Genomic DNA, 12,948 nt, shown 5'->3' on the forward strand with positions numbered 1-12,948 from the left:
GCTCAAAGACGCACTTGTCCTTCGTATACACGCACTGCCGGACCGGTCATCAACACCGGTTCGCCCGGGCCGGCCCACTCGATGGACAGACGCCCGCCGGGCAGGTCGATCAACAGCGGCGAATCCATCCACCCCTGACTGATGGCCGCCACCGCCGCCGCACAGGCGCCGGTGCCGCAGGCCTGGGTTTCCCCGGCGCCGCGTTCCCATACGCGCAGTTGCGCGCGGTGACGATCGATGACCTGAAGGAAGCCGACATTGACCCGCGCCGGGAAGCGTGGATGGTGTTCGATCTTCGGTCCCAGCTCATGCACCGGTGCGCTGTTGATGTCGTCCACGCGGATCACGGCATGGGGATTGCCCATCGACACGGCGGCCAGTTCGACCGTGGTGCCGTCGACGTCCAGCTGATAGCTGCTGGCCTGGGCTGGCGCCTGGAATGGAATGTCTGCCGGCACCAGGCGCGGCGCGCCCATGTTCACGCCGATCTGGCCGTCGTTACGCACGTCCAGCTCGATGATGCCGCCCTTGGTCTCGACGCGGATCTGCCGCTTGGCAGTCAGACGCTTGTCGAGCACGAAGCGGGCGAAGCAGCGCGCACCGTTGCCGCACTGTTCCACTTCCGAACCGTCGGAATTGAAGATCCGGTAGCGGAAATCCACGTCCGGGTTGCTCGGCGCTTCGACGATCAGCAACTGGTCGAAACCGATCCCGGTGTGGCGATCTCCCCATTGCTTGGCGTGTTTGGGCTGAATGTGCGCGTGCTGGCTGACCAGGTCGAGGACCATGAAGTCGTTGCCCAGGCCGTGCATTTTGGTAAAACGCAGCAGCATGGGTTACTCCGGCAGCAGGCTTTCGCCGGCAAACAGCTCGGCCACGGTTTCGCGGCGACGCACTTCAAAAACCTGATCCCCGTCCACCAGCACTTCAGCGGCACGGCCGCGGGTGTTGTAGTTGGAGCTCATGACGAAACCGTAGGCACCGGCCGAATGCACTGCCAGCAAGTCGCCTTCTTCCAGCGCCAGCTCGCGGTCCTTGGCGAGGAAATCGCCGGTTTCGCAGATCGGGCCGACGATGTCGTACTTGCGTGTAGCGCTGTCGCGCGGTTTCACGGCCGTGACGTCCATCCACGCCTGATACAGCGCCGGACGGATCAGGTCGTTCATCGCCGCGTCGACGATGGCGAAATCTTTGTGCTCGGTGTGCTTGAGGTATTCGACCTGGGTCAGCAACACGCCGCCATTGGCAACGATGAAGCGGCCCGGCTCGAACACCAGCGCCAGATCACGCCCGTCGAGGCGCTCGCGCACGGCTTTGATGTAGTCGGCAGCCAGCGGCGGCTCTTCATCGCGATAACGCACGCCCAGGCCGCCACCAAGATCGATGTGGCGCAGGTGAATGCCGCAGTCGCCGAGGCGATCGACCAGATCGAGCAGGCGATCCAGTGCATCGATGAACGGCGGCAGCGTGGTCAGTTGCGAACCGATGTGGCAGTCGACACCGACCACTTCCAGGTTCGGCAGATGCGCGGCGCGTACGTACACGTCTTCGGCGTTGGCAATGGCGATGCCGAACTTGTTCTCTTTGAGACCGGTAGAAATGTACGGGTGGGTGCCGGCATCGACGTCCGGGTTCACGCGCAACGAAACCGGGGCGCGAACACCCAGCTCGGCGGCGACCACTTGCAGGCGTTCGAGCTCGTCGGTGGATTCGACGTTGAAGCAGTGCACGCCGACTTCGAGGGCGCGACGCATGTCGTCACGGGTCTTGCCGACGCCGGAGAAAACGATCTTGTCGGCGCTGCCACCAGCGGCCAGTACGCGTTCCAGCTCGCCACGGGAAACGATGTCGAAACCGGCGCCGAGACGGGCCAGGACATTCAGTACACCGAGGTTGGAGTTGGCCTTGACCGCGAAGCAGACCAGATGCGGCATGCCGGCCAGCGCATCGGCGTAGGCCAGATATTGTGCTTCGATGTGCGCGCGCGAGTAGACATAGGTGGGTGTGCCGAAGCGGTCGGCGATGGCGGACAGCGCCACACCTTCCGCGAACAGCTCCCCGCCACGGTAGTTAAAAGCGTCCATGGCGATCCCTTATTGGTAGACGTCGTGCTTGTGAGCCTTGGATGGCTGCTTTTGCGAGGACTGGGCTTGTTCGGCCGGGTCCTGGTCGTCATCGGGCAGGTACAGCGGGCCTTTTTGGCCACAGGCCGAGACCAGGCAAGCAACCGCGACGAGCGCAGCAAGGGAAGAGATCAGGCGCTTCATGGCGAAATCCTTGAAAATGCGTTAATTGCGCCGGAGTATACCGGCCACCCGGCAGCTTGCCTATGCGAGGGGGTTCCCGTCCGGCGGGGCTCCTGAGAAGCGCATCATCCCTGTGGGAGCGAGCCTGCTCGCGAAGGCGTCGGCAAATTCAACAGGCTCGTTGCCTGACACACCGCTTTCGCGAGCAGGCTCGCTCCCACGGGGGCGGTGCTGGATGGGCCGACAGGTGCTTGGTCGTTAATCTTTGCAATCGGCCGGCAGCGTCCGTATCTTTCGGCGCTTGAGCCTGATCAGACATTTTTGAGGTTGCCGCAATGAGTTTGTCCGAAGCCCGTTTCCACGATCTGGTCGATGAAACCCAGGAAAAACTGGAAGACATATTTGACGAAAGCGATCTGGACATCGATCTGGAAAGCTCGGCCGGCGTGCTGACGGTCAAATTCGGAAACGGCAGCCAATTGATCTTCAGCCGCCAGGAACCCTTGCGTCAGCTGTGGCTGGCGGCCGTGTCCGGTGGTTTCCACTTCGATTACGACCAAGAAAGCGAGCGCTGGATGTGCGACAAGAGTGAAGAGCAACTCGGCGAAATGCTTCAGCGCCTCGTCAAGCAACAGGCTGGCGCTGAATTCGATTTCGAAGGTCTGTGATTCGTGACTGATGCCGCGCCTGTTCGCCCGCCGAAACCGCTCTACAGCAATGTCAGCCCGGCGGTGCCTTCGCCCTGCACGGGCATCTGTCGACTGGACGAACAGAAAATCTGCCTCGGCTGCGCGCGCCACGTCGAAGACATTCGCGAATGGCGCTCGGCCGATGACCAGCGGCGCCGGGTGATTTGCCAGCAGGCTGCCGCACGAAAATTTCAAGGCTGTTGATATCGTGGCGAGGGGATTTATCCCCGTTGGGTCGCGTAGCGGCCCCAAAATCTATACGGCTGCTGCGCAGCCGAACGGGGATAAATCCCCTCGCCACAAGGGTTTCACCCAGGCAAAAAAGGGCGTGACTTGTATATTTTTTGAGCTGTGATAGTGTCCGCGAACGCCTCAAACCACCGAGGCACGGTGAAAACCCCGTCTTTTTGGCGGGGTTTTGCTTTTTTTGTGCAGAAGAAAGGAGTCTGCCTGGATCATGACCGCACCTTCCATCACCCTTACCCGTCTGGACGTGCAACGTCTGGAGCGCCTGATCGACAGCCTGAGCGAGAAAGACCAGGCTGCGCCGGGCGTGATTGCGCTGCAAACCGAGCTGGATCGCGCCGACACCGTGGTTGGCCACGATGAAGTGCCCGCCGATGTCGTGACCATGAATTCCCGTGTGCATTGCCGCGAAGAAGGCAGTGGCAAGGATTATCACCTGACCCTGGTCTACCCGAAGGACGCCAACGCCGACGAAGGCAAGATTTCCATTCTGGCGCCGGTCGGCAGCGCGCTGTTGGGTCTTAAGGTCGGTCAGCACATCGACTGGCCGGCTCCGGGTGGCAAGTCGCTGAAGCTGACCCTACTGGAAGTGGAATCGCAACCGGTCAACGGCGGCGCCTTCCCCGAGTAAATCCTCGCCTCAAACCTGTTCGAGCGCTTCATTCAACGAGCGCTCCAGGTCCGCCTTGTAGCGCAGATACAGATTGCTTGAACTGTGCCCGTCACCGAGCAGACCCGAGAGGTCGAGGTCGGTGATGTAGCAGCGATAGCGCTCGGTCTCGCGGCGCTGCTCGACGATCTCCCGGGCGACCACGCTGAACAGCTGGTCGCCATGCTCCAGCTCGCTGAATTCCCGCTGATTGCAGTACAAGGTGACCTGCACTTCGCCGGGCGCGGCTTTGCCGATGATCGCCTGCACGTCATAGAACGGTTTGTTCACCGGCGTCTGCGGTGCCAGTCGGGTTTCGACTCGGCGCGAGCGGCCCGGACCTGACGGCAACAGTTGGTAATACAAAATCTCGGGGCTGCCCGCCGGGCCAGCGTCCATCGGCAATTGCGCCTCACGGCGGTACTGGATCGATTGCAGAAAACGCTGCAGCGGTACCAGCAGGCTTTGCTCGTCGTGGTACGGCAGTTGCTGTTGCCACAAGGCATTGAATTCATCCAGCACGTACAGCTCGGCCTGCTGCTCGCTGATGCGATAGAACACCTGAACGCATTCAGGCTGGCCCATCGGCAGGATCAGCGCGAGGTCGTGATCCTCCAGTGCCATCGGATCGAGGTGCAGTGGGCTGTAGCGCGGTTGTTCTTCGCCCAGATAGTCGAGCAGCGCCGGCAGGGTGGCGAGGGCAACATGGTTGACCTGACCCGGCACCAGCTCCAGCACGTGATAGTGCTGCTGCACCTGGATCAAATAGCGATGATTCAAATCACTGAGCAACAGTGTCTGCGCGGTATCGATGATTTCCTCGACGCGGCGGGCAATGAATTGCGCGCGGTTGTGGCAGAAGCAGCGCACTTTCAGCGACGGCTGCACCGGGCCGCGCGGCAGGTTGTTGAGGTAATCGCGCAGGCAATCGAGCAGCGCATGGGCGCCGTCGAAACGATTGACCAGCACTTCGTTCCAGCTGTTGAGCGTGACCTGATCGAGGGTCAGCACCAGGTTTTCGCGCACGCCGGCATAGCTCAGCGAGTCGGTGCGCTCGGTGGTCATCAGGATATTCAGATCGCGATGATGCTTGAGCGGGTCGACGCCTACGTTGATCAGCAGCAGCACTTCGCTGGGCACAGCGGCACGCAGCAATGGCTCTTCGGCAACGGTGGGCAAGGGCAGGGCGATGCACTGCTGCAGGCTGCCGAGCAGGTTGAACAGCTCGAACTCGCTCAAGTCGCTGGTGCCTGGATGCAGGGCCAGGCGCGTGCTGCTGTCGATCACGCCGTTGCGGTGGCACCAGGTCAGCAGTTCAAGCAGCTCGCGACTGCGCTTGATCGGCGCGAAATGTTCCCACTCCAGCGCCGTCAGGCTGCCGTTGTACAGGCCCCACTGGGTCTGCCCCGGCTCCTTTTTGTTCGGCGACTGCACCAGGGTCAGGGTGTCTTCGGCCAGATCCGGGGCGATGCCCGGATTGATGAACTCGACCTTGTCGGCCTTGCGCTCGAACGCTGCATACAGGCGCCGACCAAGCACATTGAGGTCGCGCTTGTTGATCAGACTGACGGTCTGTTCGCTGCGGGCGAACTGCGTCAGAAAGCGATAGCTGTAATTGAGTTCGTTGACCAGCGCGCGGCGCTCGGCGCTGACCTGGCGCACTTTCCACTGACTGCGGCTGTCGAGCAGCGCCAGTTGCCGCTGATCCCAATGCCACTCGCCAGCCAGGCGTTCGAGCAGTGCGCGCTGCCAACCCTGGCTGCGGCTGTTGCCGGTGAGCTTGCGGTTGACCTTCAGATACAGCGCGCGGCGCACCAGCTCAAGGCGTTCCGGCTCGTTGCGGGCGAGCAGGTATTCCTCGATACGCCGGTACACGACCATGTACGGGTCGAGTTCATCCAGATCGAGCTGATTGGCGAACACGGCTTTCTTGAAGCGCAGGCTCAGGCACTGCACCTGCGGATGTTCGCTGGCGTACACCTCGGTCAGCAGCAGTTTGAGCACCGACTTGTAGGGCGACTCGATGCCTTTGAACAATTGCCACAACCCGGCGCCGATGAACTCGCCGGGCGGAATGGTCGCCATCGGCCCGAGATCGAGGGTTTCGTCGGCGCGAATAAAGCGCTTCGACAGTAGGGTGTGGGTGTAAGCGTCGTAGGCGGTTTCTTCATAGACCGGCACCAGCCACCAGATCGGTGTGCGCCCGGCCAGCCAGATTGCCGTGCGGTAAAACTCGTCGAGGAGCAGATAGTGCTGGGTGCTGCCGCAGTTTTCCGAGCTGAGCTGGGAATCACGTTCGCCTTTGACGAAGCGCGCCGGGTCGATCAGGAAGAAGTGCGCCTCGGCGCCCTGACTCGCGGCCCAGGTTTCCAGCAACTGGCATTTCTTGCGCAGCTCGGCGAGTTCGCTTTCGCTCAGATCAGGGGCGTGGCAGACCCACACGTCCATGTCGCTTTGGTCGGCCTGGGCCAGCGTGCCGAGGCTGCCCATCAGGAACAGACCGTGAATCGGTCGCGGCGGGTTACTGCCATGGCGCGGTTTGTAGGAGAACGAGCGAGTCAGGCGCTGCGCCTCGGTCAGCGCGCTGGCGTCCGGCTCATAATTGGACAAGCCGGCCGGCGTACTGCCCGATACGTAGCCGGGAAGCAGCGGATGATTGACGTGGAAGAACAGCGGCAACAGCGTCAACACGCTTTGCTGGCGCGTCGACAATCCTTCGAGTGCACGGCCGAGGCGGCCTTCATTGAGTTTGAGAAAACGTGCGCGCAGCTGGCTGAGTACCTTGCGGTCAATGCCTTCGTCGAGGTCGGGGCGGATTTCGTGGGTGCGCGTCATGTCAGCTCAAACCGGCTTGCAGGCTCGGACGTAGAGGGTCTCGGAATGGCCGCAGTTTAGCCGCTGCGCGGCAGGACGTTTAAGCTGAATTTATTTTTTGACGTCGGTTTTTTATCGGCAGCGATCGGGCGGGCCCGCGGAAATCCCGTGGCAGGAGTTCCCGTGGGCAAAGTCAGGGGAAAATCAGGCGGTTTCCTGCTCTCTCAGAATCGTCAGTACGGTCTGCACGTTTTGCGCGGCATCGCGACCGAGGCTGGTCAGATATCCGCCGTCGGGCTGATCGGTGAGTTCTTTTTCAAAGAGACGCTGGGCAGCAGCGATGTGTTTCGGGGCAGCGGTCTGATGAATTTTCAGACCTTCCTGGGAACTGTCCAGGTTGAAGAGTGCAAGGACTTCCAGTTCGGCAACCAACTCAGGGGTAAGCGACATAAGGACTCCAGACTTTCTAGGAATTGGACGACAGCGCCTCTAAGGTGAACCTGCTGGTGCGGCATGTCCAGTGCTCGGATCAACGGGATTTTGTCTTGAGGCGAATTCCAGTGTAGTCCGCATAAAAAAGATCGCAGCCTTGGGCAGCTCTTACAGGAGATCGGTGCAGGAGCTGCCGAAGGCTGCGATCTTTTGATCTTAATGCTTTTCCGGTGGCAGCTCTGGCAAAGCGCGCAGTGCCGCTTCGTACCACTGGGTGTCGAACGGGCGATCTTCATCGAGCATCGCGTCAATCTCGTAGGCCAGCACGTGAGCCATCAGGTTGAGGATATCTTCGCGCTCCATGCCGACCAGTGTCAGCTTGTTCAACGTCGCCTTGGCCGCCGGCGGGTTGTCGCTTTCGATCTGGTTCTCGATGGCTTCGATCAGGGTCGCTTCGGTGAATGCTTCTTCGTCGTCATCGTTGACGATATCTGTCGGCTCGCTCATGGCAGGCTCCTCAGGGAAAGGCGCCAGTTTACCCGCATTCAGCGGCGTGATGCTGCTGGCGGGAAACGTCGCGGCGATCTATAAACAGGCACTGCCCACCCCGCACGGCCTGGAGGCTCTGTAATGTTCAAGCTCTACGGATTCGCTGTCAGCAACTACTACAACATGGTCAAACTGGCACTGCTGGAAAAAGGCCTGCCCTTCGAAGAAGTGACTTTCTATCCGACGCAAACCCCGGACTCGCTGGCCATCAGCCCGCGTGGCAAGGTCCCGGTGCTGGGCGTGGACGCCGGTTACATCAACGAAACCGCGATCATCCTCGAATACCTCGAACAATCACAAAAGGCCACGCCGCTTTTGCCGAGCGATCCGTTTGAGCGTGCGCAGGTGCTCGCGATTGCCAAGGAGATCGAGTTGTACATCGAGTTGCCGGGGCGCGCCTGTTATGGCGAGGCGTTTTTCGGTGTGACGTTGCCGGAGGCGATCAAGGAGAAAACCCGGGCCGAGCTGCTGCTGGGCTTCGCGGCGCTGGGCCGTCACGGCAGGTTCGCCCCGTATGTGGCCGGTGACAGCCTGAGCATTGCCGATCTGTATTTCCTCTACAGCGTGCCGCTGGCCTGTGCGGTCGGGCAGAAGCTGTTCGGCATTGATCTGCTGGCTGAGATGCCACAGGCGAAAGCGCTGCTGGAGCGGCTTGAGCAGAATCCGCACGTGCAGAAGATTGCGGCAGACAAGGACGCGGCGATGCCCGCATTCCTGGCGATGATTGCTGCCAAGAAGTGAATTTTGTAGCGCTCTGAAGGAAGCCTTCGCGAGCAGGCTCGCTCCCACATTGAATCGGTGGTGAACACAAATTTTGTGAACATCCTGATTCCCTGTGGGAGCGAGCCTGCTCGCGAAGCTCTTGGCTTTTAGCGGCTGGCGATCAGGGCCTGACCGCGCGCCACCGCAGCCTTGACCTGCGCCGGTGCAGTCCCGCCGATATGGTCGCGGGCATTCACCGAGCCTTCCAGGGTCAGCACGGCAAACACGTCCTGCTCGATCTGATCACTGAACTGACGCAGTTCTTCCAGGCTCATCTCGGCCAGATCCTTGCCGGTGTCGACGCCATACTTCACCGCGTGGCCAACGATTTCATGGCAATCACGGAACGGCAGGCCACGGCGCACCAGATAATCCGCCAGGTCGGTGGCGGTGGAGAAACCGCGCAGTGCCGCTTCCCGCATGATCGCGTGTTTCGGCTTGATCGCCGGGATCATGTCGGCAAACGCGCGCAGCGAATCGCGCAGGGTGTCGGCGGCGTCGAACAGCGGTTCCTTGTCTTCCTGATTGTCCTTGTTGTAGGCCAGTGGCTGGCCCTTCATCAGGGTCAGCAGGCCCATCAGCGCGCCGAACACACGGCCGGTCTTGCCGCGTACCAGCTCGGGCACGTCGGGGTTTTTCTTTTGCGGCATGATCGAGCTGCCGGTGCAGAAACGGTCCGGCAGATCGATGAACTGGAACTGCGCGCTGGTCCACAGCACCAGCTCTTCGGAGAAACGCGACAGGTGCATCATCGCGATGCTCGCGGCCGAGCAGAATTCAATGGCGAAGTCGCGATCGGAAACGTTGTCCAGCGAGTTGCCGCCGACGGCGTCGAAGCCCAGCAGTTGCGCGGTGTATTCGCGGTCGATCGGGTAAGTGGTGCCGGCCAGCGCGGCGCTGCCCAATGGCATGCGGTTGGTGCGCTTGCGGCAGTCGACCAGGCGCTCGTAGTCGCGGCTGAGCATTTCGAACCAGGCCAGCATGTGATGCCCGAAAGTCACTGGCTGCGCGGTCTGCAAGTGGGTGAAGCCCGGCATGATGCTCGCAGCCTCACGTTCGGCTTGCTCCAGCAGGCCTTTTTGCAAGCGGGTGATCTCGGCGAGGATCAGGTCGAGTTCATCGCGCAGCCACAGGCGGATATCAGTGGCGACCTGGTCGTTGCGGCTGCGCCCGGTGTGCAGCTTTTTACCGGTGACGCCGATGCGGTCGGTCAGGCGCGCTTCGATGTTCATGTGCACGTCTTCGAGGTCGACGCGCCAGTCGAACTGGCCGGCCTCGATTTCGCCCTGAATGGTCTTCAGGCCATCGATGATGCTGTCGCGCTCGGCATCGGTCAGCACGCCGACCTTGGCCAGCATGGTGGCGTGGGCGATCGAGCCCATGATGTCGTGGCGATACAGGCGCTGGTCGAAAGTGACGGAGGCGGTGAAGCGGGCGACGAAGGCGTCGACGGGTTCACTGAAGCGGCCGCCCCAGGACTGATTGGTCTTGTCAGTGCTCATGAATTCGCTCGTATCGGCTTGAAGAAATGGCGTGAAACGCTGGCGCGGATAATAACAGGGTTGCCAATCCTGTCGCTGACCCCGGTCGACAGGTTTTTTCGCGGATGTGTCAGGCATATCCGGCGCGGTCTGCAGGGAATTTACAAAAGGATATTTTTTGATTGAGCAATATCGTTCCGACGAACGTCTACAGTGGACATAAGGGTCGGTGCGAATGCGGATCATGCAAAGGTCTGGCCACTGGCTATAAGAAGAGGGGGCGGGTGAGTTGTCCTTGAGTCAACCACCGAGAGAAACGCAGGAAACACTGGGCTCCGAGCAGTACCAGGCGGACGCTGGCAAATATTGCTGGCCGACGTACGGCACTTTTTGGCGCTCGGGCTAGTCTTAGCGTGGATCGCGGTGACGGAGGTCACTACACCTGTCTACGCTATCCTTGTGCGAGACTCACGCAGGAATCCAGCGCAATATGAATGTCCTGATCGTTGATGACGAACCCCTGGCTCGCGAGCGCCTAAGCCGTATGGTGAGCGAGCTCGAGGGTTACACAGTCCTGGAGCCCAGTGCCACGAATGGCGAGGAGGCGTTAGCGCTGATCGACAGCCACAAACCGGATATCGTGTTGCTCGATATCCGCATGCCGGGCCTCGATGGCCTGCAGGTTGCTGCCCGACTGTGCGAACGCGAGACGCCGCCGGCCGTGGTGTTTTGCACCAGTCCCGATGAATTTGCCGTGGAAGCCCTGCAGGCCAGCGCCGTGGGCTATGTGGTGAAACCTGTGCGAACCGAACACTTGAATGAGGCCCTGAAGCGGGCTGAACGTCCCAATCGGGCGCAACTTGCAGCCCTGACCCGTCCCGCTGCCGAAAGTGGCAACGGTCCACGCAGCCACATCAGCGCGCGCACCCGCAAAGGCATCGAGCTGATTCCGCTGGATCAGGTGGTCTACTTCATCGCCGACCACAAATACGTGACCCTGCGTCACGAAGCCGGCGAAGTGCTGCTCGACGAACCTCTCAAAGCCCTCGAAGACGAATTCGGCGAACGCTTTGTGCGTATCCACCGCAACGCGCTGGTCGCTCGCGACCGCATCGAGCGATTGCAACGCACACCACTGGGACATTTCCAGTTGTTCCTCAAAGGCCTCAATGGCGATGCACTGATTGTCAGTCGTCGGCATGTGGCCGGTGTCCGCAAGATGATGCAGGGACTTTGACCCGGTCTTTACCGGGCGTTCCAGATTCTTTCACCCGGCATGGCAGGCCAGGGAGGCCACGCCGTTTTCTGATTCAGGTCAAAGTGGAATTGACTGAGCTGTTATTATCCGCCGTATCTATTCAGTACGGATTGTTCCATGTCCCCTCGCGAAATCCGCATCGCCACCCGTAAAAGTGCGCTGGCCCTCTGGCAGGCCGAATACGTCAAAGCCCGTCTCGAGGCGGCCCACCCGGGCCTGCTGGTGACGCTGGTGCCCATGGTCAGTCGCGGCGACAAGCTGCTCGACTCACCACTGTCGAAGATCGGCGGCAAGGGCCTGTTCGTCAAGGAGCTGGAAACCGCGCTGCTGGAAAACCAGGCCGACATCGCCGTGCATTCGATGAAAGACGTGCCGATGGATTTCCCGCAAGGGTTGGGCCTGTTCTGTATCTGCGAGCGCGAAGATCCGCGCGATGCTTTCGTCTCCAATACCTACGCAAGCCTTGAAGCTTTACCGAGCGGAGCCATCGTCGGCACCTCGAGCCTGCGTCGGCAGACACAGCTGCTGGCGCGTCGCCCGGACCTGCAGATCCGCTTTCTCCGCGGCAACGTCAATACCCGTCTGGCCAAGCTCGACGCCGGCGAATACGACGCGATCATCCTCGCCGCTGCCGGTCTGATCCGCCTCGGCTTCGAAGATCGCATCACTTCGGCAATCAGTGTCGATGACAGTCTGCCGGCCGGTGGCCAGGGCGCGGTCGGCATCGAATGCCGCAGCGCCGACCACGAAATTCACGCCTTGCTCGCGCCTTTGCACCACGCCGATACCGCTTCGCGGGTGAACGCGGAACGCGCCCTCAACAAACATTTGAACGGCGGTTGCCAGGTGCCGATCGCCTGCTACGCCGTGCTCGAAGGCGAGCAGTTGTGGTTGCGCGGACTGGTCGGTGAGCCAAGCGGCGGCAAGTTGCTCAGCGCCGAAGCCCGGGCGCCGCGTGCTGACGCTGAAGCCTTGGGCGTACAGGTCGCTGAAGACCTGCTCAAGCAAGGCGCCGACGACATTCTCATAGCGGTGTACGGCGAGGCGGGTCACGAGTGACGGCCTGGCGCCTGCTGCTGACGCGCCCTGCGGATGACTGCGCGGCGCTGGCCGAACAGTTGGCCGGGCACGGGATTTTCAGCAGTTGCCTGCCGCTTTTGGACATTGTTCCGCTGCCGCTCTCTGACAGTATTCGTCAGGCGATGTCGCGATTGCCCGCTTGCAGCGCAGTGATCGTGGTCAGCAAGCCGGCGGCGCGGATCGCGGTGGATCTGCTCAAGTCCGCAGGCACGGCGCCATTGAGCATGCCGTGGTTCAGCGTCGGCGCGGCGACCGCAGAGATTCTTCGCGATCATGGTCTCGATGTGAGCTTCCCGGCTGACGGCGATGACAGTGAAGCCTTGCTGCAATTGCCACGTCTGCGCGAGGCGGTTAGCGAGCCCGGTGCGCAGGTGATGATCCTGCGCGGTGAGAGCGGTCGTGAACTGCTCGCCGAGCGCCTGCGCGCGCTAGGTGCTAGTGTCGAGTATCTGGAGTTGTATCGCCGCGACCTGCCGGCCTACCCGCCAAACGAGCTGCCGCGGCGGATCGAAGCGGAACGCTTGAACGGGCTGGTGGTCAGCAGTGGACAGGGTTTCGAGCACCTGCGGCAAATGGCCGGCGATGCCTGGCCGAAGATTGCGCAGTTGCCGTTGTTTGTACCAAGCCCGAGAGTCGCCGAGCTGGCACGTGCCGCCGGGGCTCAAACAGTTGTGGATTGCCGCGGCGCGAGTGCCGCGGCTTTGCTGACGGCGTTACGGGAATGTCCCGTGCCGTTTTCTAA

The 12,948-nt window shown here is 61.4% G+C and carries 13 protein-coding genes and 2 pseudogenes; 8 read left to right on the top strand and 7 right to left on the bottom strand.

Translation table 11 applies throughout. The annotated features are described in order from the left end of the window. Positions 1–2: 2 nt before the first annotated feature. From dapF to lptM, 3 genes are read right to left on the bottom strand one after another with little or no spacing between them, the layout of a single operon-like run. Positions 3–833: a diaminopimelate epimerase gene (gene dapF, locus ACMYUN_RS15800; protein WP_039757394.1), complete on the bottom strand. Its 831-nt coding sequence runs from the start codon at positions 831–833 to the stop codon at positions 3–5. Positions 834–836: 3 nt separating this feature from the next. Then, complete coding sequence (gene lysA / locus ACMYUN_RS15805; RefSeq protein WP_415761092.1) at positions 837–2,084, bottom strand: diaminopimelate decarboxylase; 1,248 nt, start codon at positions 2,082–2,084, stop codon at positions 837–839. Positions 2,085–2,093: 9 nt separating this feature from the next. Then, the gene (gene lptM / locus ACMYUN_RS15810; RefSeq protein WP_007911098.1) at positions 2,094–2,267 is read right to left on the bottom strand and encodes an LPS translocon maturation chaperone LptM; all 174 of its coding nucleotides are present in this window, start codon (positions 2,265–2,267) and stop codon (positions 2,094–2,096) included. Positions 2,268–2,581: 314 nt separating this feature from the next. On the opposite strand from lptM, the gene cyaY reads away from it, so the two are divergent. From cyaY to rnk, 3 genes are all read left to right on the top strand, one after another. Then, positions 2,582–2,914: an iron donor protein CyaY gene (gene cyaY, locus ACMYUN_RS15815; protein ID WP_415761093.1), complete on the top strand. Its 333-nt coding sequence runs from the start codon at positions 2,582–2,584 to the stop codon at positions 2,912–2,914. Between the two features lie 3 nt (positions 2,915–2,917). Continuing rightward, positions 2,918–3,139, top strand: coding sequence for a DUF1289 domain-containing protein (locus tag ACMYUN_RS15820; RefSeq protein WP_415761094.1), 222 nt, complete (start codon positions 2,918–2,920; stop codon positions 3,137–3,139). A 253-nt stretch (positions 3,140–3,392) separates the two neighbouring features. Beyond that, a complete protein-coding gene (gene rnk / locus ACMYUN_RS15825) occupies positions 3,393–3,812 on the top strand; it encodes a nucleoside diphosphate kinase regulator (RefSeq protein WP_039757397.1) in 420 nt (139 codons plus the stop codon). Positions 3,813–3,821: 9 nt separating this feature from the next. Here rnk and ACMYUN_RS15830 read toward each other — a convergent pair whose 3' ends face one another. From ACMYUN_RS15830 to ACMYUN_RS15840, 3 genes are all read right to left on the bottom strand, one after another. Further along, positions 3,822–6,665: a class I adenylate cyclase gene (locus ACMYUN_RS15830; RefSeq protein WP_415761095.1), complete on the bottom strand. Its 2,844-nt coding sequence runs from the start codon at positions 6,663–6,665 to the stop codon at positions 3,822–3,824. A 183-nt stretch (positions 6,666–6,848) separates the two neighbouring features. Further along, positions 6,849–7,094 carry a TIGR02647 family protein gene (locus ACMYUN_RS15835; protein WP_039757399.1) on the bottom strand — a complete coding sequence of 82 codons (246 nt, stop codon included), beginning with the start codon at positions 7,092–7,094 and terminating at the stop codon, positions 6,849–6,851. Between the two features lie 198 nt (positions 7,095–7,292). Beyond that, a complete protein-coding gene (locus ACMYUN_RS15840) occupies positions 7,293–7,583 on the bottom strand; it encodes a hypothetical protein (RefSeq protein ID WP_415761096.1) in 291 nt (96 codons plus the stop codon). 123 nt (positions 7,584–7,706) lie between these two features. Between ACMYUN_RS15840 and ACMYUN_RS15845 the strand changes: the two genes are divergently transcribed. Next, positions 7,707–8,366, top strand: coding sequence for a glutathione S-transferase (locus ACMYUN_RS15845; RefSeq protein ID WP_039757401.1), 660 nt, complete (start codon positions 7,707–7,709; stop codon positions 8,364–8,366). Between the two features lie 128 nt (positions 8,367–8,494). On the opposite strand, the gene argH is transcribed toward ACMYUN_RS15845, so the two are convergent. Then, positions 8,495–9,889: an argininosuccinate lyase gene (gene argH / locus ACMYUN_RS15850; protein ID WP_415761097.1), complete on the bottom strand. Its 1,395-nt coding sequence runs from the start codon at positions 9,887–9,889 to the stop codon at positions 8,495–8,497. Between the two features lie 332 nt (positions 9,890–10,221). Here argH and ACMYUN_RS15855 point away from each other — a divergent pair. The 4 genes and pseudogenes from ACMYUN_RS15855 to ACMYUN_RS15870 all read left to right on the top strand — a co-directional run. After that, a pseudogene (locus ACMYUN_RS15855) lies at positions 10,222–10,362 on the top strand (sensor histidine kinase); the annotation flags it as partial. Then, a complete protein-coding gene (locus ACMYUN_RS15860) occupies positions 10,359–11,105 on the top strand; it encodes a LytR/AlgR family response regulator transcription factor (protein WP_129997914.1) in 747 nt (248 codons plus the stop codon). The pseudogene ACMYUN_RS15855 and the gene ACMYUN_RS15860, both read left to right, overlap by 4 nt. A 138-nt stretch (positions 11,106–11,243) precedes the next feature. Continuing rightward, positions 11,244–12,185: a hydroxymethylbilane synthase gene (gene hemC, locus ACMYUN_RS15865; protein ID WP_415761098.1), complete on the top strand. Its 942-nt coding sequence runs from the start codon at positions 11,244–11,246 to the stop codon at positions 12,183–12,185. After that, positions 12,182–12,880 (top strand): annotated as a pseudogene (locus ACMYUN_RS15870) (uroporphyrinogen-III synthase); the annotation flags it as partial. The gene hemC and the pseudogene ACMYUN_RS15870, both read left to right, overlap by 4 nt. Positions 12,881–12,948: the final 68 nt, after the last annotated feature.

It is taken from the genome of Pseudomonas sp. CP4 (genome assembly GCF_047758505.1).
Lineage (GTDB): Bacteria > Pseudomonadota > Gammaproteobacteria > Pseudomonadales > Pseudomonadaceae > Aquipseudomonas > Aquipseudomonas fluorescens_AO.

Coding starts and splice junctions, on each gene's coding strand:
- dapF (WP_039757394.1), bottom strand. CDS start 833: ATGCTGCTGCGTTTTACCAAAATGCACGGCCTGGGCAACGACTTCATG.
- lysA (WP_415761092.1), bottom strand. CDS start 2,084: ATGGACGCTTTTAACTACCGTGGCGGGGAGCTGTTCGCGGAAGGTGTG.
- lptM (WP_007911098.1), bottom strand. CDS start 2,267: ATGAAGCGCCTGATCTCTTCCCTTGCTGCGCTCGTCGCGGTTGCTTGC.
- cyaY (WP_415761093.1), top strand. CDS start 2,582: ATGAGTTTGTCCGAAGCCCGTTTCCACGATCTGGTCGATGAAACCCAG.
- rnk (WP_039757397.1), top strand. CDS start 3,393: ATGACCGCACCTTCCATCACCCTTACCCGTCTGGACGTGCAACGTCTG.
- ACMYUN_RS15830 (WP_415761095.1), bottom strand. CDS start 6,665: ATGACGCGCACCCACGAAATCCGCCCCGACCTCGACGAAGGCATTGAC.
- ACMYUN_RS15835 (WP_039757399.1), bottom strand. CDS start 7,094: ATGTCGCTTACCCCTGAGTTGGTTGCCGAACTGGAAGTCCTTGCACTC.
- ACMYUN_RS15840 (WP_415761096.1), bottom strand. CDS start 7,583: ATGAGCGAGCCGACAGATATCGTCAACGATGACGACGAAGAAGCATTC.
- ACMYUN_RS15845 (WP_039757401.1), top strand. CDS start 7,707: ATGTTCAAGCTCTACGGATTCGCTGTCAGCAACTACTACAACATGGTC.
- argH (WP_415761097.1), bottom strand. CDS start 9,889: ATGAGCACTGACAAGACCAATCAGTCCTGGGGCGGCCGCTTCAGTGAA.
- ACMYUN_RS15860 (WP_129997914.1), top strand. CDS start 10,359: ATGAATGTCCTGATCGTTGATGACGAACCCCTGGCTCGCGAGCGCCTA.
- hemC (WP_415761098.1), top strand. CDS start 11,244: ATGTCCCCTCGCGAAATCCGCATCGCCACCCGTAAAAGTGCGCTGGCC.